This is a genomic window from Dietzia sp. CH92, assembly GCF_032248695.1.
GTDB lineage: Bacteria > Actinomycetota > Actinomycetes > Mycobacteriales > Mycobacteriaceae > Dietzia.
Genome location: NZ_JAVHXC010000006.1, coordinates 120078 through 141925 on the forward strand (window position 1 = coordinate 120078; position 21848 = coordinate 141925).

The 21848-nt window shown below is 70.0% G+C and carries 21 protein-coding genes; 16 read left to right on the plus strand and 5 right to left on the minus strand.

Annotation, left to right across the window (positions count from 1 at the left end; all coding sequences use genetic code 11):
• Positions 1-2 precede the first annotated feature (2 nt).
• From RWK90_RS13345 to RWK90_RS13360, 4 genes are read left to right on the plus strand one after another with little or no spacing between them, the layout of a single operon-like run.
• Positions 3-1172, plus strand: coding sequence for an acyl-CoA dehydrogenase family protein (locus RWK90_RS13345; protein WP_314038109.1), 1170 nt, complete (start codon positions 3-5; stop codon positions 1170-1172).
• 17 nt (positions 1173-1189) lie between these two features.
• Positions 1190-2206, plus strand: coding sequence for an acyl-CoA dehydrogenase family protein (locus RWK90_RS13350; protein WP_314038110.1), 1017 nt, complete (start codon positions 1190-1192; stop codon positions 2204-2206).
• Positions 2203-3366 carry an acyl-CoA dehydrogenase family protein gene (locus RWK90_RS13355; protein ID WP_314038111.1) on the plus strand — a complete coding sequence of 388 codons (1164 nt, stop codon included), beginning with the start codon at positions 2203-2205 and terminating at the stop codon, positions 3364-3366. The genes RWK90_RS13350 and RWK90_RS13355 overlap by 4 nt, the downstream gene beginning before the upstream one ends.
• Positions 3367-3389: 23 nt before the next feature.
• On the plus strand, positions 3390-4211 hold the full coding sequence (locus RWK90_RS13360; RefSeq protein WP_314038112.1) for an inositol monophosphatase family protein: 822 nt from the start codon (positions 3390-3392) through the stop codon (positions 4209-4211).
• A 22-nt stretch (positions 4212-4233) separates the two neighbouring features.
• On the opposite strand, the gene RWK90_RS13365 is transcribed toward RWK90_RS13360, so the two are convergent.
• The 5 genes from RWK90_RS13365 to hsaA form a co-directional block, all read right to left on the minus strand.
• Positions 4234-5427 carry a sulfotransferase gene (locus tag RWK90_RS13365; protein ID WP_314038113.1) on the minus strand — a complete coding sequence of 398 codons (1194 nt, stop codon included), beginning with the start codon at positions 5425-5427 and terminating at the stop codon, positions 4234-4236.
• Positions 5424-6611 carry a hypothetical protein gene (locus tag RWK90_RS13370; RefSeq protein ID WP_314038114.1) on the minus strand — a complete coding sequence of 396 codons (1188 nt, stop codon included), beginning with the start codon at positions 6609-6611 and terminating at the stop codon, positions 5424-5426. Before RWK90_RS13370 ends, RWK90_RS13365 begins: the two co-directional genes overlap by 4 nt.
• Before the next feature lie 10 nt (positions 6612-6621).
• Positions 6622-7206, minus strand: coding sequence for a 3-hydroxy-9,10-secoandrosta-1,3,5(10)-triene-9,17-dione monooxygenase reductase subunit (gene hsaB / locus RWK90_RS13375; RefSeq protein ID WP_063972982.1), 585 nt, complete (start codon positions 7204-7206; stop codon positions 6622-6624).
• Positions 7207-7300: 94 nt separating this feature from the next.
• On the minus strand, positions 7301-8203 hold the full coding sequence (gene hsaC / locus RWK90_RS13380; protein ID WP_314038115.1) for an iron-dependent extradiol dioxygenase HsaC: 903 nt from the start codon (positions 8201-8203) through the stop codon (positions 7301-7303).
• 34 nt (positions 8204-8237) lie between these two features.
• A complete protein-coding gene (hsaA, locus tag RWK90_RS13385; protein WP_063972984.1) occupies positions 8238-9413 on the minus strand; it encodes a 3-hydroxy-9,10-secoandrosta-1,3,5(10)-triene-9,17-dione monooxygenase oxygenase subunit in 1176 nt (391 codons plus the stop codon).
• 189 nt (positions 9414-9602) lie between these two features.
• Between hsaA and RWK90_RS13390 the strand changes: the two genes are divergently transcribed.
• The 12 genes from RWK90_RS13390 (at position 9603) to RWK90_RS13445 (ending at position 21833) form a co-directional block, all read left to right on the plus strand.
• The gene (locus RWK90_RS13390; protein ID WP_096906053.1) at positions 9603-10826 is read left to right on the plus strand and encodes a Rieske 2Fe-2S domain-containing protein; all 1224 of its coding nucleotides are present in this window, start codon (positions 9603-9605) and stop codon (positions 10824-10826) included.
• Complete coding sequence (locus RWK90_RS13395) at positions 10826-11221, plus strand: hypothetical protein (protein ID WP_096907350.1); 396 nt, start codon at positions 10826-10828, stop codon at positions 11219-11221. Before RWK90_RS13390 ends, RWK90_RS13395 begins: the two co-directional genes overlap by 1 nt.
• 117 nt (positions 11222-11338) lie before the next feature.
• The gene (locus tag RWK90_RS13400; protein ID WP_314038116.1) at positions 11339-12400 is read left to right on the plus strand and encodes a ferredoxin--NADP reductase; all 1062 of its coding nucleotides are present in this window, start codon (positions 11339-11341) and stop codon (positions 12398-12400) included.
• A gap of 203 nt (positions 12401-12603) precedes the next feature.
• Positions 12604-13764: an acyl-CoA dehydrogenase family protein gene (locus RWK90_RS13405; protein WP_096906055.1), complete on the plus strand. Its 1161-nt coding sequence runs from the start codon at positions 12604-12606 to the stop codon at positions 13762-13764.
• A gap of 47 nt (positions 13765-13811) precedes the next feature.
• Positions 13812-14603, plus strand: coding sequence for an enoyl-CoA hydratase-related protein (locus RWK90_RS13410; protein ID WP_185951201.1), 792 nt, complete (start codon positions 13812-13814; stop codon positions 14601-14603).
• Between the two features lie 33 nt (positions 14604-14636).
• Complete coding sequence (locus RWK90_RS13415; RefSeq protein WP_096906057.1) at positions 14637-15371, plus strand: SDR family NAD(P)-dependent oxidoreductase; 735 nt, start codon at positions 14637-14639, stop codon at positions 15369-15371.
• Position 15372: 1 nt separating this feature from the next.
• Positions 15373-17043 (plus strand): AMP-binding protein, encoded by a 1671-nt coding sequence (locus RWK90_RS13420; RefSeq protein ID WP_314038117.1) that lies wholly within the window; start codon positions 15373-15375, stop codon positions 17041-17043.
• Positions 17044-17046: 3 nt separating this feature from the next.
• Entirely contained in the window at positions 17047-18240 is a 1194-nt protein-coding gene (locus tag RWK90_RS13425) for an acyl-CoA dehydrogenase family protein (RefSeq protein ID WP_314038118.1), read from the plus strand.
• Positions 18237-19385, plus strand: a complete 1149-nt coding sequence (locus RWK90_RS13430) for an acyl-CoA dehydrogenase family protein (protein ID WP_185951197.1) — start codon at positions 18237-18239, stop codon at positions 19383-19385. The genes RWK90_RS13425 and RWK90_RS13430 overlap by 4 nt, the downstream gene beginning before the upstream one ends.
• A gap of 86 nt (positions 19386-19471) precedes the next feature.
• The gene (locus tag RWK90_RS13435) at positions 19472-20146 is read left to right on the plus strand and encodes a TetR family transcriptional regulator (RefSeq protein WP_185951290.1); all 675 of its coding nucleotides are present in this window, start codon (positions 19472-19474) and stop codon (positions 20144-20146) included.
• Entirely contained in the window at positions 20143-20934 is a 792-nt protein-coding gene (locus RWK90_RS13440; RefSeq protein ID WP_314038119.1) for an enoyl-CoA hydratase-related protein, read from the plus strand. Before RWK90_RS13435 ends, RWK90_RS13440 begins: the two co-directional genes overlap by 4 nt.
• 5 nt (positions 20935-20939) lie before the next feature.
• A complete protein-coding gene (locus tag RWK90_RS13445) occupies positions 20940-21833 on the plus strand; it encodes a 3-hydroxyacyl-CoA dehydrogenase family protein (protein WP_314038120.1) in 894 nt (297 codons plus the stop codon).
• Positions 21834-21848: the final 15 nt, after the last annotated feature.

Below are 21848 nucleotides of genomic sequence, written 5' to 3' on the forward strand. Positions count from 1 at the left end.
CCGTGGATCTGGATCTGGACGCCTCGACGCAGGAGTTCCGCCTCGAGGTCCGGCAGTGGCTGGCCGAGAACGTGCCGTCCGAGCCGCTGCCGCACATGGACACCGCCGAGGGCTTCGAGGCCCACCGCGAGTGGGAGCGGAAGATGGCCGACGCCCGCATGTCGGTCGTCTCCTGGCCGGAAGAGTACGGGGGCCGCGACTGCGGACTGGTGAACTGGGTGGTGTTCGAGGAGGAGTACTTCCGCGCCGGCGCCCCGCTGCGGGTGAGCCAGAACGGCATCTTCCTGCTGGCCCCGACCCTGTTCGACCACGCCTCCCCCGAGCAGCTCGCGCACATCATGCCGCGCATGGCCCGCGCCGACGACATCTGGGCCCAGGCGTGGTCCGAGCCGGAGGCCGGGTCCGACCTGGCGTCGCTGCGCTCCACCGCGAAGAAGGTCGACGGCGGCTGGGTCCTCAACGGCCAGAAGGTGTGGTCGACCCGCGCCTCGTTCGCCGACAAGGGCTTCGGCCTGTTCCGCACCGACCCCGACGAGCCCCGCCACAAGGGCCTGACCTACTTCATGTTCGACCTGCGGTCCGAGGGCGTCACGGTACGCCCGATCGACCAGCTGGACGGGCTGCCCGGGTTCGCGGAACTGTTCCTCGAGGACGTCTTCGTCCCCGACGACCCGGCGAACCCCGCCGAGTCCGGCGTGATCGGCGAGGTCAACCAGGGCTGGAAGGTGGCCATGTCCACCGCCAACAACGAGCGCGGCCTCTCGCTGCGCTCCCCCGGGCGGTTCCTGGCCACCACCGACCGGCTGCTCGAACTGTGGGACTCCCGCGAGGCCGAGCTCGACGACCGCACCCGCGGCGGCCTGGCCGACCGCGTGGTGGACGCGTGGATCGGCTCCCGCGCCTACGAGCTGAGCACATGGAACACGGTCACCAAGCTCACGGGCGGCGCCAACCTCGGCTTCGAGTCCTCGATCAACAAGGTCTTCTGGTCGGACTGGGACATCGCGACCCACGAGACCGCCCTGGACGTCCTCGACACCTCCGGCGAGCTCGCCGGTGAGCAGTGGATGGACGGCTACCTGTTCGCCCTCGCCGGGCCCATATACGCGGGCACCAACGAGGTCCAGAAGAACATCATCGCCGAGCGACTCCTCGGCCTCCCGCGCGGCTGAGAAGGCGGTTTTTCATCATGCAGTTCGCACTCGATCCCGAGATCATCGACTTCGCCGGCAGCATCGACTCGCTGCTGGCCAAGTCCGACATGCCCGCGGTGATCCGCTCGTGGGCCGCCGGTGACACCGCCCCCGGCACCACCGTGTGGGGACGCGTCGCCGAGACCGGCGCCGCCGCCCTGCTCGTCGACGAGGCCGCCGGCGGCGCCGGGGCCACCGCCGTGGAGGCCGTCGCCGCGCTCGAGGTGCTCGGCCGCCACGCGGTGCCGGGCCCCGTGGTGGAGACCGTCATGGTGGCGCCGCGTATCGCCGCGTCGCTCGGTGGCGACTCCGACGCCGGGGACGTGGCCGGGGAGATCGCCGGCGGTGCGCTGGCCTCCGTCGCCGCACCCGGGGTGTCGCCGTTCGCGCCGGACCCCCACGTCGCGCAGTACCTGTGGACGGTCGACGACGACGAGGTGTTCACCGCCTCCGCCGGCGAGACCCGTCGGTCGGTCGACCGGGCCCGCACCGTGGCCACCCCGACCGCGGGGGCCCGCGTCGCGGCGGCGAGCACGACCGACCTGATCAACCACGGCGCCCTCGGCACCGCGGCGCAGCTCCAGGGCCTCGGTCAGGCCATGCTCACGATGAGCGTGGACTACGCCAAGCAGCGCAAGCAGTACGGCAAGCTCATCGGCGAGTACCAGGCGCTCAAGCACCAGCTCGCCGAGGTCGCGATCGCGCTGGAGATGGCCCGCCCGCTGCTGTGGGCCGGCGCCCTGGCGATCGCCGAGAACCCCGGTGACCCGGACGCGGCCGTGCGCGACGTCTCCGCCGCCCGCGTGGCCGTGGCGGACGCCGCCTACCTCTCGGCGCGCACCGCACTGCAGGTCCACGGCGCGATCGGCTACACGCTCGAGCACGACCTGGGCCTGTGGCTGACCAAGACCCGCGCCCTGCAGACCGCGTGGGGCACGCAGAGCTACCACCGCGGCCGGATCCTCGACTCGCTGCGCGCCGGCGCCCCGGCCACCGCGGGGGCCGCCCGATGAGCGCCCCCGCCACCGAGGCGACCGCCTCCCCCGGCGTGGACACCGACGAGCAGTCCGCGCTGCGGCAGTCGGTGGCCTCGCTGCTGGAGAAGAAGTCCGACTCCGCGGCCGTCCGCACGGCGTTCGCGTCCGAGCACGGGTACGACCCCGCGCTCTGGTCCACGTTGGTGGAGCAGATCGGCGCCGCCGCCCTGTCGATCCCCGAGGAGTTCGACGGCGCCGGGGCGACCTGGGTCGAGACCCACCTGGTGTGCGAGGAGCTCGGTCGGCGGCTCACGCCGTCGCCGATGCTGGGATCGGCCGTCCTGTCCGCGCAGGCGCTGCTGGCCGCGGGCGACGCCGGGGCGTCGGCCCGCCTCCTGCCCGGCATCGCCGGCGGCGAGGTCGCGGCGCTGTGCTGGGCCGGCCGGGACGGCTGGGCCACCCCCGGCGTCCGCGCCGAGGGCACGGGCCCGGACTCCGCCACCCTGACGGGCACCGCCCACCACGTGCTGGGGGCGGACACCGCCATCACGTTGCTGGTCGTGGCCGTCACCGGCGACACGGTGGGGCTGTTCGAGCTGCCCGCCTCCGCGGACGGCGTCACCGTCACCCGCGTGCCGGTCATGGACCCCACCCGCACCCTGTCGCGCGTGGAGTTCGACGGCGCCACCGCCACCGCGATCACCACCCGCCCGAGCTTCCTGCCACGCCTGCGCGCGGCGGCGTGGGCGGCGATCTCCGCCGAGCAGGTCGGGGCCGCGCGCGCCGTGCTCGACGCGACGGTGCAGTACACGCAGGAGCGCAAGCAGTTCGGCCGCGTCATCGGCTCGTTCCAGGCGCTCAAGCACCGGATGGCCGACATGTACGTCAAGGTCGAGACCGCCCGGTCGCTGTCCTACTCCGCGGCCGCGCTCGTGGCCGAGGCCCAGGCCCTCGGGGACGGCCCCGCTGCCGACGAGGCCGCCTACGCCGCGGAGATCGAGGCCGCCGCCGCCAAGGTCTACTGCTCGGAGGCCCTGCAGTGGATCTCCGGGGAGTCGATCCAGCTCCACGGCGGCGTCGGCATCACGTGGGAGTACGACGCGCACCTGTACTTCAAGCGCGCCCACGGCACCGCGCAGCTCCTCGGCCAGCCCCACGAGATCCTCTCCGCGCTGGAGGTGGCGGCGGGCCTGTAGGGGCGGCCTCTAGAATCGGCCGCATGACCCCCTTCCCCGCGCACGGACGGACCAACGACCAGCGGTCGGCCGAGGACCTCGCCGCCCAGGCCGGGCGGCTGCTCACCGACCTCAGGTTCTCCCGGGTCGCGCCGGAGGACCTCGGTGCGTTCGCCGAGGGCGAGGCCCGGTCGGTCATCCTCGACCGGCTCGCCGTGGCGCGACCCGACGACCTCGTCTACGGCGAGTGGGACCCCGACTCGCGCGCCCGGCTGGACGCGGATCGCGTGTGGTTCGTCGACCCCCTCGACGGTGTGCGGTCGTACGTCACCGAGGGCCGCCCCGACTGGGCCGTGCACGTGGCGCTGTGGGAGTCCGGTCCCGAGGGCGTGGGCGGGATCACCGCCTGCGCGATCGCCATGCCCGCCTACGGTCGCGTCCTCACCGGTCGCGGCGCCACCACCTACCAGCCCATGTCGATCATCCGCGGGCCGCGGCCCGGCCCGCTGGTACCGCCCCGCGTGGACGACCGGCTGCGGATCGCGGTCTCCGAGACCGAACCCCCCGCGTTCGCGGAGGAGCTCGCCGCGGAGCTGGGCGCGGAGCTCGTCCGTCTCCGGTCCGGCGGCGGCAAGACCGCCACGGTCCTCGAGGGTGAGTGCGACGCGTACATCCACACCAGCGGCCACCACCAGTGGGACTCCGCCGCGACCGTCGGCGTGGTGCAGCAACGCGGCCTGCACGCCAGCGCCCTGGACGGCGGCGAGCTGGTCTACAACGTCGAGCAGATCGAGTACCCCGACCTGCTCGTCTGCACCCGCGAGGTCGCCGACCGCGTGCTCGGGGCGGTCGCCCGGTACCTCTAGCGCGGGATCCCCGCCCGGGGCCTCAGGCGTCGAGACCGCGGTAACCGGCGAACCGCTCGGCGATCAGCTCCTCGCTGAGCCCGTAGTCCGCGAGCGTGTAGCGGTGCGCGGGCGCCCGGTCCCCGGACAGGCTGCGCTCGTTCTCCGCGATCACCGCCGCCCGGACGTCGTCCGACAGGTCCGTGCCCACCGCGGCGTACACGCGCTCGACCACGCCGGCGGGGTCGTCCACGAGTTCGTGGTGGTCCACGTCGACGAACGTCGCCCGCGACGCCGGGTCCGCCTCGTGACATGCGCGGGCGGCGTCGAACGTCTCCACGCCCCGCGCCCACAGGTCCAGCTGTGAGGCGCCGATGTACTCCGGGGTGAACCGCGTGGACCAGTCGGCGGCCGTACGGTGCGCGAGCGAACACATCGACGCCATGGACTTGCGGGGGTCGCGGTGCGTCTGCACGACCACCGCGTCCGGATACACCTCGAGCAGCGCGTCGAGCGTGAACAGGTGGCTGGGGTTCTTGAGCACCCAGCGACGGCCCGGGTCGTTCGCCCCGATGAGCTGGAGGTTCCGCTCGTGTCGCCGGTACGCGGGCACCCAGTCGACCTCGGTCAGCCACCGGGAGTAGCCGTCGAGTCGCGCGAGGCACTCGTACGAGACCGAGGTCAGCGACTGGCGCAGCAGCTGCCAGCACTCCTCGAGGTCGTCGGCGGAGATGTAGTGCACGCCCCCGTAGTCGGGGTTCTCGGCCATGAAGCCGGAGTACAGGTCGCGCAGACCGACGTAGGCGGGGTCGTCCTCCCACGTCTCGCGCGGGGGCCGGGGCTGCGGGACCTCGGTCAGCCACAGCTCGAGCCCCTGGTTGGCGGGGTCCGCGCCCAGGAGCCGGTGCAGCGCCGTGGTGCCGGTCCGGGGCAACCCGGTGACGACGACGGGCCGCTCGATCGCCGCCCGCGCCCCCGCCGGGTCCTTCGCGAGCGCCGCCGTCGACAGCAGCCTGGCGGTGAGGGCGCTCTTGAGGACCGAGCGCCAGTACTTGCTGCCCGCCGGGGTCAGTCCCGCGTCGGAGTGCAGGGAGTCCAGCAGGACGCCCAGCGCCTCGCGGTGCCGGTCCTCGCCGTCGTCGAAGTCCTCGAGCCCCACCGTGCGCGACGCGCTCGCGTGCAGGTCCTCGACCGTGCCCACGTGGACGCGGTCGGCGTCCTGCCCGGCGGTGCTCACGACAGGCCCCGCCGCGCGAACGCCAGCTGGCGCGCCGCGATCCGCTCGCGCCACTGCTCCGCCGTCACCCGCAGCTCGTCGTGACACGGCACCTCCTCGGGCAGCCGGTCGAACGGGACGACCTTCACCGTCGGCCCCAGCTCCGGGCCGATCGCCCCGTCGGTGCGCTGCCAGCGGAACTGCATGATGCCCTCGCGGTGGCCCAGCGTCTCGACCCAGTTGGTCAGGCCCGGATCCCGCTCCGACACCACGAGGTGGATGAGCCCGTCCGAGGTCACCTGCGCCTGGTCGGCCGTGAGGCTGGTCTGGTGGTGCACGTACTCCAGCGACGCGTACCACATGCTGCCCAGCTGGAAGCCCTGGTACGGCACGCCGGCCACCGGCACCGAGATGACGATCGCCTCGTCCGGACCCAGCTCGAAGATCCCCGCCGACGAGTACTGCGTCGTCAACCCACCGGGTGTCCGCCGCGGCTCGTTCAGGGTGTTGCGCGGCTGGTCGCCGAAGAACCAGCCGGGGAACGCCAGCCACGTCCGCAGGCGCCCGACGAGCGCCTCGGCGAGCTTGGCGTAGAACTTCTCCTGCCCCGCGAGCGACACGGGCTCCGGCGCGGTGCCCACCGTGTCGAGCCTGCGGAGGATCGCCGACCCGGCGACCTCCGTGTCCCAGTCCGAGAACACCTCGCGGACGGCGATCATCGACGAGCCGGGGTGCAGCACCACGTAGCCGGGGTCGCCCTCGTCGTCGTCGGACCTCGCCGGCCCCAACCGGAAGCGGTACCGGCCCTCGTCGTCGATCTCCAGGGCCCGGTCGTCGAACGCCGCATGCGACGCGGCGCGCTCGTCGGCCGAGTAGTTCCCCGACATGACCTGGAACGACAGGTCGGCGGTCGTGCCGCGCCGCCCCTCGATCTCGTACTCCGCGCCGTCGGCGAGGTTGGCGTAGAAGTACAGGGTGTCCGGGTTGTCCAGGCCCATCTTGGTGTACGGGCCCGTCGCCTGGAACAGCTGCGGGTGCGTGCGGCCGCGGTGCTGGCCCGTCTCGATCGCGCCGCGGACCGTGCCGAGCAGGTACTCGAGCCCCTCCGCGACATCGGCCTCCGTGCGCACGTGCGGCGCCGTCCGGATGAGCTCCTCCGCCTCCGCCAGCGCCTTCGCCAGCGGGCCCGTCGCGTTCCCCGTCATCGCGTCCGCCTCACAGCCAGGTGTACGAATCGGCGGAGGTGATGAAGTTCTCCAGCTCCAACTGCTCGGGCGTCGGATCCACCACGTCCTCCTCGATGCTGAGGTAGGCACCGCGGTAGAACAGCAGCGGGCGGATGTCCCGCTTCGTCGGGCCGATGTTGTCCACCCGCCCCAGCACGATCCAGTGGTCGCCGCCGTCGAGGACCTGGTCGATCTCGCAATCCAGCCACGCCATGACCCCGTCGATCACCGGCGAGCCCATCGGGCTCGGCGACCAGGCGATCTCGGCGAACTTGTCGTCCCCGCGCCGACCGAACGTCGACGAGACGTCCTCCTGGTCCTCGGAGAGGATGTTGACGACGAACTTGCCCGCCTTCTCGATCCCCTTCCACGACCCGGAGGTCTTCATGGGGCAGAACAGGATGAGTGGCGGCTCCAGGGACAACGCCGAGAACGACTGGCAGGCGAAGCCCACCGGCTTGTCGTCCTCGACCGCGGTGATGACGGTGATGCCCGTGCAGAACTGGCCCAGCGCGTCGCGAAGCTCACGGCTGCTGAAGGACTGCCCCTCCGGGCGTTCGTCGGTGCTGCTCATGGGGGTCGGTCCTTCCTGGACTACAGATCTGTGGGGGTGGGTCGCCGAGGCGACGGCCGGGCCCCGCGGGGGGTACGGGGCCCAGCCTAGGGGGCTACTTGAGTCCGACGGAGAAGTCGTGGCCCCAGAGGCTCACGGCCGTGGACTCGCGGGCGACCCACTTCTCGTCGTCCTCCACCTGCTGACCCTCGCAGCCGTACTCGCAGTCGAAGCCGCCGGGCGTCTTCATGTAGAAGCTCAGCATCTTGTCGTTGACGTGACGCCCCAGCGACGCCGACAGGCGGACCTTCTTGCGCATGGCCCGGTCGAGCGCGAGTCCCACGTCGTCCGCCGTGCCGACCTCCACCATGAGGTGGATGATGCCGGTCGGGTTGGGGAACGGCGTGAACGCCAGGGAGTGGTGCCGCGGGTTGCAGCCGAGGAACCGCAGCCAGGCGGGCTCACCGTCGGCCGGGCGGCCCACGATCTCCGGCGGCAGGCTCATCGAGTCGCGCAGCGAGAAGCCCAGCACGTCGCGGTAGAACTCGAGCGCCGCGGCCTCGTCCGGCGTCGACAGCACGATGTGGCCCGCGCCCTGGTCGCCGGTGACGAACTCGTGCCCGTACGGCGTCGGGATGCGGCGGTGCTGCAGCGCGATGGTGTGGTAGATCTCCAGCGTGAACCCGGCCGGGTCCTTGCAGGTGATGAGCCCGCGCACCTTGCGGTCCCGCTTGACCTCCGCCGGCGCGTCCTCCCACGGCACACCGGCCGCGTCGAGCCGCCGCTTGACGTCCTCGAACTCACCCTCGTTGGCGCATTCCCAGCCCACCGCGGAGAGCTTGTCCTCCTCGCCGGGAACGATGATCCACCGGTGGGGGTGGTCGTCCATGCGGAAGTAGATCGCGTCGGGGTCCTCCCCCGAGCCCACGACGAAGCCCAGCACCTTGGTGCCGTACTCGCGCCAGGCGTCCATGTCCGTCGCGAAGACGCGGACGTACCCGAAATTGCTGATGGTCATCTGTTACCCGTCCCTTCGATCCGCCGACGACGGATCAGACCATCGAGTCCGTGACCTTCTCGCCGAACTCGTTCTGTCCATACATGATGTACGCCTTGGTCGCCTCGTTCGCGGCGTGGACCCTACCCGCGTTGGCGTCACGCCAGAACCGCTGGATCGGCGAGCTCACCTCGAGCGCGCGGGCGCCGGAGTTCTGGAACAGCAGACCGATGGCGTCGATCGCGCGCTGCGTGGCGCGGACCTGGTCGCGACGGGCCCGCGTGCGGATGTCCATGCCCGGGAAGTCCCCGGCCTTGATGAGGTCCTGCTCCTCGCGCACGTTGCGCATGAGCTGCAGCCACGCGGCGTCGATGTCGCCGGCGGCCTCGGCCAGACGGACCTTGGCGAAGGGATCGTCCTTGACCTTGGTCCCGAACGCGGCGCGGACCCGGTCCTGCTGGTGCGACCGGTGCACGTCGTAGCAACCGAACGCCATGCCGACGATCGGCGTGGAGATGGTGGTGGGGTGGATGGTGCCCCACGGCATCTTGTAGATCGGGTTGGTGTTGACCTCGAGGCCCGGCGCCTTGGTGGCGGCCATGAGGCCGAAGGACAGGACGCGGTGCTCGGGGATGACGGCGTCCTTGACGACGATGTCGTTGGAGCCGGTGCCCTTGAGGCCCACGACGTGCCACACGTCGACGATCTCGTACTGCGACTTCTCCACGAGGAAGGTGCAGAAGTCCACCATCTTGTCGTTCTCGTCGAGGACCGGGCCGCCCACGAAGACCCAGTCGGCGTGGTCGCTACCCGAGGACCACGACCACTTGCCGTTGAGCACCAGACCGTCGGCGGTCTTCTTCGCCGCGCCCATCGGGGCGTACGAGGAGGAGATCCGCACGGTCGGGTCCTCACCCCAGACGTCCTCCTGTGCCTGCTGCGGGAACAGCGCCAGGTGCCAGTTGTGGATGCCGAGGATGCTCGCGCACCAGCCGGTGGACGGGCACGCGGTCGCGATGGTCATGGCGGCGGTGTAGAAGGTCTCCATGTCCGCCTCGTACCCGCCCCACTGGGCCGGCTGGCAGAGCTTGAAGAAGCCGGCCTCGTCGAGCTCCGCGATGTTCTGCGGGTGGACCTTGCGCAGGTCCTCGGTCTCCTGGGCGCGCTCGGCGAATCCGGGCAGCAGGGCCTTGATGCGGTCGATGACCTCGTGGGAGGCGTACTCGCTCATGTGTACCTCTCTGGCAGTGCGTGGGGGTGATGCGGTCTAGACTAGAACACGTTACAGTTTTGCACCAGGCGACCGCCCTCGGACCGGAGACCCTGGCACCCCGTGCCAGCACTAACGCTCCCTGGTTGTGGCCCGCCACCTCATTCTATAACCTGTTCTCATACGGCTCACGCCCCTCAGGAGGAAGACATGACCGCACCCGGCTCGGCCCCCGGAGCCGTCCGCGAGATCGACACCGGCGAGGTCCGGGATCGATACGCGCGCGGATGGCACTGCATCGGCACCGTCAAGGAGTTCACCGACGGCAAGCCCCACTCCATCCAGGCCTTCGGCACCAAGCTCGTGGTGTGGGCGAACGACGAGGGTGAGATCAACGTCCTCGACGCCTACTGCCGCCACCTGGGCGGCGACCTGTCCGACGGCTCCATCAAGGACGGCAACATCGCCTGCCCGTTCCACGACTGGCGCTGGGGCGGCGACGGCAAGTGCAAGGGCATCCCGTACGCCAAGCGCGTGCCCCTCCGCGCCAAGACCCGCTCGTGGATCACCAACGTCCAGTCCGGCCAGGTCTTCGTGTGGCACGACCACGAGGGCAACCCGCCGCAGCCCGAGGACGCCATCCCCGCGATCCCCGAGTACGAGACCGGCGAGTGGACCGACTGGCAGTGGAACCGCCTCGTGATCGAGGGCTCCAACTGCATGGAGATCGTCGACAACGTGGTCGACATGGCGCACTTCTACTACATCCACTACGCCTTCCCGACGTACTTCAAGAACGTCTTCGAGGGCCAGAAGGCCACGCAGTACCTCAACACCAAGGGCCGCCCGGACCACGACCCCTCCGGCGGCAAGTACGGCGACACCCTGCTCGAGTCGGAGGCCTCCTACTTCGGCCCGTCGTACATGATCAACCCGCTCAAGCAGATGTACGGCGGCTTCGAGACCGAGGCCATCCTCATCAACTGCCACTACCCGATCGACCAGAACTCGTTCGTGCTGATGTACGGCCTGTCGGTGAAGAAGCCCCAGGGCTTCGACGACGCCACCTCCGAGAAGATGGCCGCCAAGATCGCGACCTTCTTCGGGGAGGGCTTCCTGCAGGACGTCCGGATCTGGCAGCGCAAGTCGCAGATCGCCAACCCGCTCCTGTGCGAGGAGGACGGCCCCGTCTACCAGCTGCGCCGCTGGTACGAGCAGTTCTACGTGGACCGCGACAAGGTCACGCCGGAGATGACGGACCGCTTCGAGTTCGAGGTCGACACCACCGCCGCCAACCAGTACTGGGAGAAGGAGGTCGCCGAGAACATGGCCAAGCAGGAGGCCGGCGAGGCCGAGATCTCCGACGAGCAGACCCAGTACACGGGCATGGCCGAGGTCGCCGGCGAGGCCAAGGCGTCGCGGTCCGGCAAGTGATGTTCAAGCAGTTCGATTCGCGGCGCGCTCCCACGTGGGACGAGACCGACCCGGAGCGTGCCGCGAAGCTCCACTCGTACACCGACCTCGACCGCGAGACGTACACCCGGGCGGGCTTCCAGCCCGTGGAGTGCCGCGCCTGCGGCACCTGCGTGAAGGTGCGGAAGAACAGCGAGAAGCACACGTCGATCCAGTGGGCCGACGGGAGTGATCGCGCGTGCCCCGTCCTGACCGACTGGCGGGCGGGCGGCGAGCGACCCGAGGGCGAGGACACGTGTCCCCGGATGCTCGCGAGCATCCGCTACGCCTACGCCGAGGGCCTGATCACCCTCGCCGAGACCGTCGACCCGGCTGACGACGAACACATGGTGAACCCGCTGTACGTACCCGAGTAACCACCCGACGGCCGGCGACTTCCACTGAGCGAGAAAAACTCGGGGGGAGTCGCCGCCGTCTGGGATAGTGCCCCGCGACCCCCGTCCCCGCGTATCAAAGCGATAGGCTCCGCACACATGACCGACACCCCACAGCTCGGCTCCTTCGTCCGCGAACTCACGATCGCCGACGTGATCGAGGAGACCGCCGACGCCAAGTCGATCGTCTTCGACATCCCCGCCGGCTGCGAGGACGACTTCAGGTACACACCGGGGCAGTTCCTCACCCTGCGCATCCCCAGCGACCAGACCGGCTCGGTCGCCCGCTGCTACTCGCTGTCGAGCTCCCCCACCGAGGACTCCCAGCTCAAGGTGACCGTCAAGCGCACGATCGACGGCTACGGCTCCAACTGGCTGTGCGACAACGCCGAGGCCGGCCTGGCCATGCACGTCCTCGCGCCGTCGGGCATCTTTACGCCGAAGAACCTCGACCAGGACTTCATCCTCCTGGCCGCCGGGTCGGGCGTCACCCCGGTGATGTCGATCCTCAAGTCCGCGCTCGCGCAGGGCACCGGCCACATCGTCATGGTGTACGCCAACCGTGACGAGAAGTCGGTCATCTTCAAGGACGAGCTGCAGGAGCTGCAGCGCGCCAACCCCGACCGCCTCACCGTGGTCCACTGGCTCGAGTCCGTCTCCGGCATCCCGACCGCCGAGATGATCGGCAACCTCCTCCAGCCCGTCGCCGCCAAGCGCCACTCCTACATCTGTGGCCCCGCGCCGTTCATGGAGACCGTCAAGAACGGCCTGCGACGCTCCGGCGCCGACATGCACCTCATCCACACGGAGGTGTTCTCCTCCATCGAGGGCGATCCGTTCGCGGAGATCGTCATCGACGACACCCCGTCCGAGGACGGGGCCGGCCCCGCCACCGCGATCGTCGAGCTGGACGACGAGGTCCATGAGGTGTCCTGGCCCCGCCAGACCCCGCTGCTCGACGTCCTGCTCTCCAAGGGCATCAAGGCCCCGTTCTCCTGCCGCAAGGGCGAATGCTCCGCGTGTGCCTGCATCGTCAAGACCGGCGAGGTCGAGATGATCCACAACGGCATCCTCGACCCGGAGGAGGTCGAGGAGGGATACGTCCTGAGCTGCCAACTCCTGCCGAAGACCGACCGCGTCGAGGTGTCGTACTCCGAGTAGTCCCCCTCGCGCCACCAGGGCCACCCGCTCCACTCCCCGGAGCGGGTGGCCCTTGTCGTCGTCGCCCTTCCCTCCCCACCGAATCCCCTGTGACGGTTGACACACCGCTGCCGTGAACGTAGATTCACTGCCAGTGAGTGACCGCTCATTCACCGGACCCGGAGGCATCCCGAACCGGTGGCAGGTTTCCCGGAGGGCCACGAATGGACTTTTCTCTCGACCAGGACCAGCGCGACTTCCAGAAGCTCGCGCGCGACTTCCTCGACGCCGAGGTCGTACCCCACCGTGCGGCCTGGGACCGCGCCGAGCAGGTCGACCGGGACCTGATCCCGAAGCTCGCCGACCTGGGGTTCTTCGGGCTCACCATCCCCGAGGAATACGGCGGCGCCGGCGGGGACTACATCACCTACTGCCTCGGCATGGAGGAACTCGGCCGGGCGGACTCCGCCGTCCGCGGGATCGTCTCCGTCTCCATGGGCCTGGTCGGCAAGTCGATCCTGAGCCACGGGACCGAGGAGCAGAAACACGAATGGCTGCCCCGGATCGCCTCGGGCGAGGTCCTCGGCTGCTTCGGGCTCACCGAGCCGGGCAACGGCTCCGACCCCGGCACCCTCCGGACCCGGGCGGTCCGCGACGGGGGCGACTACGTGATCAACGGGTCCAAGGTGTTCATCACCAACGGCACCTGGGCCGACGTCTGCCTCGTGTTCGCACGGACCGGCGCCGAGGGTGCCCGGGGGATCTCCGCCTTCCTGGTGCCGACCGATGCGCCCGGCTTCGAGCGCACGGAGATCCACGGCAAGCTCGGGCTCCGCGGGCAGGCCACCGCCGAACTCTCCTTCTCCGACGTCCGGGTCCCCGCCTCCGCCCTCCTCGGCGGCGAAGCCGGGGAGGGAAAGGGCTTCGAGGTGGCCATGGCCTCGCTCGACAAGGGTCGCGTCTCGGTGGGAGCCGGCTGCGTCGGCATCGCCCAGGGCTGCCTCGAGGAGTCGGTCAGGTACGCCGGCGAACGCCGCCAGTTCGGGAACCCCATCGCCTCCTACCAGCTCATCCAGGACATGATCGCCCGGATGGCCGTGGACGTGGACGCGGCGCGGCTCCTCACCTGGCGCGCCGCCGACCTGCTCGAGCGCGGCGAGCCCTTCGGCGTCGAGGCCTCGATGGCCAAGTACCACGCCTCCGAGACCGCCGTCCGCGCCGCCAACGACGCGATCCAGATCTTCGGCGGATACGGCTACATCGACGAGTACCCGGTCGCCAAGTACATGCGCGACGCCCGGGTCATGACCCTCTACGAGGGCACCAGCCAGATCCAGAAACTCCTCATCGGACGCGCCGTCACCGGCGTCAGCGCGTTCGTCTGACCCCGCTTCCCCACGACTCACCCGACACCACGTCAAGGAGAACCATCATGAGCAGGACCTACTCGGACATCACCTACACCGTCGAGGACCGCGCCGCGATCATCACGATCAACCGGCCCGACCGCTACAACGCGTTCCGCGCCCAGACCGTCGAGGAGCTCACCTGGGCCTTCCGCGCGGCGATGGCGGACAGCGGCGTCTCCTCGGTCATCCTCACCGGGGCGGGCGACAAGGCATTCTGCACCGGCGGCGACGTCAAGCAGCGTGCGGAGACGGGCGACTACGGCCCCTCGGAGTCCGGCATGTTCGAGATCGGCTACCTCCACAAGCTCATCCGCGACCTGCCCAAGCCCGTCATCGCCGCGGTCAACGGCGTGGCCGTCGGTGGCGGCCACGTCCTCCACGTCCTGTGCGACGTCTCGATCGCCGCCGAGAACGCGCGGTTCGGCCAGTCCGGACCGAAGGTCGGTTCCTTCGACGCCGGCTTCGGCTCGGCCTACCTGGCCCGGATCGTCGGTGAGAAGAAGGCGCGGGAGATCTGGTTCTGGTGCCGCCTGTACTCCGCCCAGGAAGCCCTCGACATGGGGCTGGTCAACAAGGTGGTGCCCGCCGACCAGCTCATGACCGAGGCCAAGCAGTGGGCCGCCGAGGTCGCGGAGAAGAGCCCCACCGCGATCCGCTTCCTCAAGCAGTCCTTCAACGCCGACACCGACCACCAGGCCGGCTTCTCGAACATGGCGATGACCGCTCTCGACCTGTTCGCCTCGACGGACGAGGCCCAGGAAGGCGCCCGGGCGTTCGCCGAGAAGCGCCCCGCCGACTTCGCCAAGTACCTCTGACCCACCAGCCGACCTGACAACCGGGAGACCACCATGACCCACCGAACCGTCCTCGTCACCGGTGCCGCCTCCGGCATCGGGCGCGCCACCGCACTCGCCTTCGCCAGCCGGGGGCACCGGGTCCTCGCCGTCGACCTCGACGGCGAGGGCGCCCGGGCGACCGCCGCCTCGGACCCCGAGCGCATCACCGCATTCGCCTGCGACATCTCCGACCGCGGGCAGGTCGAGGCACTCCGGGACGACGTCACCGCGCAGGTCGGAGCCCCGGACGTCCTGGTCAACGCCGCGGGATGGGACCGCACCGACAAGTTCCTCAACGCGAGCCCTGAATTCGCCGAGAAGGTCGTGTCGATCAACTACATGGGACCCGTCCACCTGGCCTCGGTCTTCCTCCCCGCGATGACCGAGTCCGGCAACGGGGGGCGGCTGATCTACCTCGCCTCGGACGCCGGCCGCGTGGGCAGCTCCGGGGAGACCATCTACGCCGGGGCGAAGGGCGGCGTCATCGCCCTGACCAAGTCCCTGGCCCGCGAGATGGCCCGGTACGGGATCACCTGCAACTGCGTGTGCCCCGGCCCCACCGACACCCCGCTCTTCCGCGCACAGGACGAGAAGCTGCAGGAGGCCCTCATCCGGGCCATCCCGCTCCGTCGGCTCGCCACCCCGGAGGAGGTCGCAGCGCCCGTGCTGTTCTTCGCCTCCGACGACGCCTCCTTCATCACCGGCCAGGTCATCAGCGTCAGCGGTGGCCTCACGATGGCGGGCTGACATGGAATACGATCCCGCACCGTACCGCCGGTTCTTCGAGAAGGACGTCACCTACATCAACGCGTTCTGGCGCAACACGCGCCGGTACGCACACCGGCCCGCACTCACCGAGCCGGACGGCGCGACGCTCACCTACGCCGAGCTGGGCACCCGCGTCCGCCGCGTCGCCTCGGGACTGCTGGCGGCCGGCGTCGGCCCCGGCGACGTCGTCGCGTACCAACTGTTCAACGGCGTCGAGTTCGCCGAGCTGTACCTGGCGACCCAGGCGATCGGCGCGGTGGGCTCGCCCGTCAACTTCCGGCTCGCCGCCGGGGAGACCGCGTACATCCTCGGGCTCAGCGCCCCCAAGGCGTTCGTCTACGACACCTCGCTGAACGAGATGGTCACTGAGGTCTTCGACCACGCCACCCACCGGCCCGCGCTCATCGTCGGCGTGGGCGACCCCCCCGCCGTCGAGGCCGCCGGCAGCACGACCATCGCGTGGTCGGATCTGGCGGCGGAGGAGGTCGATCTCCCGGACACCGGCGTCACGGTGTGGGACGAGACCACCCGGCTCTACACCAGCGGGACGACGGGCATGCCCAAGGCCGTGCCGATGAACAACATGATCGAGGTCTTCTCGGCCCACGACGTGATCATGCACTTCCCCCTCTCGCCGGAGGACACCACGCTCAACATGACCCCGTGGTTCCACCGCGGCGGCCTCTACTCCGGCGGCCCCAACCCGACCTTCTACGTGGGCGGCCGGGTGATCCCCCTGCGTGCGTTCGAACCCGGACTCACTCTGGATCTGGTCGAACGCGAGAGCGTCACGTTCCTCATCGGCGCGCCGACCAACCTCGCCATGCTCGCCGCCGAACAGGAGCGGCGACCTCGCGACCTGTCCTCTCTGCGCGGGATCGTCACCATGGGGTCGCCCCTCGAGCGGGAGGCAGCCCTGCGCTACCAGGAGGTGCTGAACCCCCGGATCTTCAACGGGTACGGCACCACCGAGGGTTTCTGGAACACCTTCCTGCGGCCCGGCGACGTGGCCGCCAAGGCCGGCACGGCCGGCAGCGCCTGTATCGACGACGACGTCCGGGTGGTCCGCCTGTTCGAGGACCGCCTGGCCGAGCCGCACGAGACCGTGGACCGCGACGGCGAGGACGTGGGCGAGGTGATCATCCGCTCCCCCAAGTGCGCGAACACCTACTTCAACGCCTCGGACAAGGAGAACGCGAAGTTCAACAACGGCTGGCTCCACATCGGCGACCTCGCCACCTGGGATGCCGAGGAGTTCGTCACGATCGTCGGCCGGAAGGACGACATGTTCGTCTCCGGCGGGGAGAACGTCCATCCGGTCCAGGTCGAGGAAGCGCTCAACAGCCACGACGGGGTGAGCGACTCACTCGTCGTGGGTGTCCCGCACGCCAAGTGGGGCCGGATGGTCGTCGCCTTCATCGTGCCGGCGCCCGGGGCCGACCTCACCGCGGAGGAACTCGACGCCCACTGCCGTGCCCACCCCATGCTCTCGGACTTCAAACGCCCCCGCGCCTACCGGTTCACCGACTCGCTGCCGGTCACCGCGACGGGCAAGAAGGTCCACTACAAGGCCTCACGCCAGGCCGCCCACGACTACGAAGCGGGCCTGTTCACCGACACACCCGCCGCCCACACCGCCACGAGGAGCTGACCAGTGACGCGCACTCTCTCCGCACCCCCCACCTTCGATCCCGTGGACCCCCTGTCCCTGGACTCGCTGCTCTCCGACGACGAACTCGCCGTCCGCGACACCGTCCGCCGGTTCTGCCAGGAGCACGTGACCCCCTACGTCGCCGACTGGTTCGAGGCCGGGGACCTCCCCGGCTACCGGGAGCTCATGAAGGGCTTCGGCGAGCTCGGCGTCCTGGGCATGCACCTGGACGGTTACGACTGCCCCGGGGCCTCGGCGGTCCACTACGGCCGGGCCGGCCTCGAGCTCGAGGCCGCCGACTCGGGTATCCGGTCGCTGGTCTCCGTGCAGGGATCGCTGGCGATGTTCTCCATCTACAACTGCGGGACGGAAGAACAGAAGGAGCGTTGGCTGCCCGGGATGGCCGCCGGCGAGATCATCGGCTGCTTCGGTCTCACCGAGCCCGACGTGGGTTCCGACCCCGCCGCGATGAAGACGCGGGCCCGCCGCGACGGCGACGACTGGATACTCGACGGGCGCAAGATGTGGATCACCAACGGGTCGATCGCCGACGTCGCGGTGGTCTGGGCCCGGACCGAGGAGGGGATCCGGGGCTTCATCGTCCCCACCGACACCCCCGGGTTCCAGGGCAACACCATCCATCACAAGCTCTCGCTCCGCGCATCGGTCACCGGCGAACTGGTCCTCGACGGGGTCCGACTCCCCGCGGACGCGGTCATGCCGGAGGTCGTCGGCGTCAAGGCCCCGCTGTCGTCCCTCTCCGAGGCCCGCTACGGGATCATCTGGGGGGCCATGGGTGCGGCGCGGTCGGCCTGGGAGGCCGCGCGCGACTACTCAGTCCAGCGCACGCAGTTCGGCAGGCCGATCGCCGGATTCCAGCTCACCCAGGCCAAGCTCGCCGACATGGCCGTCGAGCTGCACAAGGGTCAGCTGCTCTCGCTGCACCTCGGTCGTCTCAAGGACGGGCCGGGACTCAGGCCCGAGCAGGTGAGCTTCGGCAAGCTCAACAACACCCGAGAGGCCCTCGAGATCTGTCGGACCTCGCGGACGATCCTCGGGGGCAACGGCATCTCGCTCGAGTACCCGGTGATCCGCCACATGGTGAACCTCGAGTCGGTGCTCACCTACGAGGGCACGCCGGAGATGCACCAGCTGGTGCTCGGACAGGCCTTCACCGGCCAGAATGCGTTCCGATGAGCGCCCGGGCGGGCTATGAGCCCGAACATCACGCGGTCCGCGAGGTCGCCCGGGGCTTCGTCACCTCGGTGATCGAGCCCCGGCACGAGGAATGGGAGGCCGCACACGGGATCGACCGCTCGCTGTTCACCGAGGCCGGCACGCTGGGACTGCTGGGCTTCTCCGTCCCGGAGGAGCACGGAGGACCCGGCGTCGAGGACTACCGGTACAACGCCGTTCTCATCGACGAGGTCGCACGCTCCGGCGCGGCAGCCGAGGCGATCGCCTTCTCCCTGCAGAACGACGTGGTCCTGCCGTACCTGACGGACCTGACCACGCAGGAGCAGAAGGCGCGCTGGCTCCCCGGCGTCGTGTCGGGCGAGACGATCCTCGGGATCGCGATGACCGAACCCGGCACCGGTTCGGACCTGACCGGGATCCGGACGTCCGCCGTCCGGGACGGCGACTCGTACGTGGTCAACGGCGCCAAGACCTTCATCTCGAACGGCCAGAACGGCGACCTGTTCGTCGTGGCGGTGCGCACGTCGCCTGACCGACACGGCGGGCTGTCCCTGCTCGTCGTGGACGCCGACACCCCCGGCTTCCAGCGGGGCCGCAACCTGGACAAGATCGGGCTGCACGCGCAGGACACCTCGGAGCTGAGCTTCACCGACATGCGTGTGCCGGTGGAGAACCTCCTCGGCTCGGAGGGCGACGGCTTCGGCCACCTGGTCCACAATCTGCCCCAGGAGCGCCTCTCCCTGTCCGTGGGCGCGGTCGCCGCGGCCGAGGGGGTCTTCGCCAGGACCATCGAGTACGTCCGGGATCGCAAGGCCTTCGGTTCGCCCGTCTCGGAGTTCCAGAACACCCGGTTCGTCCTGGCCCAGATCTCCACCGAGCTCGACCTCGCGCGCACCTACCTCGAGGACTGCATCGCCGAGCACGTCTCGGGGCAGCTCTCGCCGGCCCGCGCCGCCAGGCTCAAGCTGTGGACCACCGAGCTGCAGGTCAGCGTCGCCGACAGGTGCCTGCAGCTGCACGGCGGGTACGGGTACATGCGCGAGTACCCGGTCTCCAGAGCCTTCGTCGACGCGCGGATCCAGACCATCTACGGCGGGACGAGCGAGATCATGAAGACGATCATCGCCAAGGACCTGGAGCTCTGATGACGCGCACCGTGGTGCATTACGGTGATGAACCGACCCTCACCACCAGATCAGGCGGGGAGCTCGACGAGAGGACCACACCGCTGATGACCGCCTCATCCAAGGACCACGAAGTCGATGCCGTGGTGCGTCGGGCCCGGGTCTCCTCCCGCCGCCGGCAGCTGCTCGACGCCGCCGTGGCCGTGATGGAGCGCACCGGCTTCCACCAGATGTCGATGCAGGCACTCGCCGATGAAGCGCAGGTCAGCGTGGGCCTGATCTACAAGTACTTCGACAGCAAGGAAGAGATCCTTCTCGACGCCATCGTGGGGATCCTCGAGGCGTTCTCCGATCAGCTCGCCCCGGCCATGGAGGCCGCCGGCGAGGACCCCGTGGACCGGATCGCCGCCGGGTTCGACAGGTACGTCCGGATCATCGACGCCAACCGCCACGCGGTGGCGCTCACGTACCGGGAGAGCCGGACCCTGCCCCCCGAGGGCCGGGCACGGATCATGGAACTCGAGGTGGCCACGGCCGCGCCGTTGCGCGCGGCGGTCGAGTCCGGCATCGCCGCCGGCGTCTTCGCCGCCGTCGACGTGGACCTGATGGTCTACGACCTCGTCATGCTCGCCCACGCCTGGGCGCTCAAGCACTGGCACTTCGGTCGTCTCTACGACCTCGACACCTACATCCACAAGCAGTTGCGGTTCGCGTTCAACACCCTCATCCCCGTTGACGGACGCGGGCCCTACCAGCACTACTTCACCCCGGAGCTGACATGACCTCCACCCTGCCCCAGACCTCCACCCTCGACGTCGCGATCTCGGACGGGATCTGCGTGGTCACCGTCGACCGCCCTGAGGTGCGTAACGCCCTCTCCGCGGACGTCATCGCCGACCTCACCGCCGTACTGGACCGGGTGGGCGACGACGACGAGGTCTCCGTCCTCGTCTTCACCGGCGCCGGCGACAAGGCGTTCATCGCAGGTGCCGACATCACCCAGCTGCAGCACTACACCCCGTCCACCGCGTTGGACTCCGCGATGCAGCGCGCCTTCGACGCGATCGAGGCGTTCCCCAAGCCGACCATCGCCGCGATCAACGGTTTCGCGTTGGGCGGCGGGTGCGAGCTCGCCATGGCGTGCGATATCCGCATCGCCTCCGAGCGGGCGAAGCTGGGCCTGCCGGAGGCCAACCTCGCCGTGCTGCCCGGTGCGGGCGGGACCCAGAGACTGGCCCGGTTGGTGGGAACCGGCCGGGCGATCGAGATGATCCTCACCGGGCGCTTCATCGACGCGGAGGAGGCGTTGGGGATCGGACTGGTGACCTCGGTGACCGCGCCGGACGAGCTGATGGCCGCCGCGTACGAGACCGCGGCGGCGATCGCGGCCAAGGGGCCGCTGGCCGTCCGTCTGGCCAAGTTGGTCGTCCGCTCCGGGATGGACGCCGACCAGCGCACCGGCCTGGTGATCGAGCGCCTGGCGCAGGCCGTCCTCTACGGCAGTGAGGACAAGGCCGAGGGCACCGCCGCCTTCCTCGGCAAGCGGACCGCCGAGTTCGCGGGGCGGTGAGCGGGGTGTCGCCTGTCCGTACCGTCCTCGTGGTGGGTGCCGGGGCCATGGGCTCGCAGATCGCGATGGTCTGCGCCAACGCCGGGTTCGACGTGACGTGCACCGACCTCGACCGGTCCGCCCTCGATCGCGCCGGTGAGATGCTCCGGACACGGATGGACTCCAGCGTCGCCAAGGGCCGGATCACCGCCGAGCAGCGGGACGCCGCCTTCGACCGCCTCACCCTGTCGACCGACCGCGACACGGCCGCGCGGACGGCCGACCTGGTGATCGAGGCCGCGGTGGAGAAACTCGACGTCAAGCGCGCGCTGTTCGCCGAACTGTCCGCGATCGCGCCGACGACGGCGATCCTGGCCTCCAACTCGTCCTCGTTCGTCCCCTCCGCCATGGCGTCGGCGGTGTCGCACCCCGAGCGGTTCTGCAACCTGCACTTCTTCAACCCGGCTCTCGTCATGCGCTGCGTCGAGGTGGTGCGGGGACCGCAGACCTCCGACGCCACCATGGCGACCGCGACGGCGTTCGTCGAGGAGATAGGCAAGACGGCCGTGGTCCTGGAGAAGGAGATCCCGGGCTTCGTCGCCAACCGCATCCTCGGCGCCGTGCGCGACGAGGCGATCCACCTGCTCGAGGGCGGGTACGCGGACGTCGAGGCGATCGACACCGCCTGCCGGACCGCCCTCGGTTACCCGATGGGGCCGTTCGAGCTGATGGACCTCACCGGGATAGACATCGGGTACCTGGTCAAGAAGCAGCGCTTCGCCGACTCCGGGGATCCCGCGGACGCGCCCGCGGACTCGGTGACCCGTCTGGTGGACCGGGGCGACCTCGGCCGCAAGACGGGACGAGGGTGGTACGTCTACTCGGATTCCGGCGAGAAGGTGGCGGTCAACCCCCTGTGAGGCGACCGCGGCGAG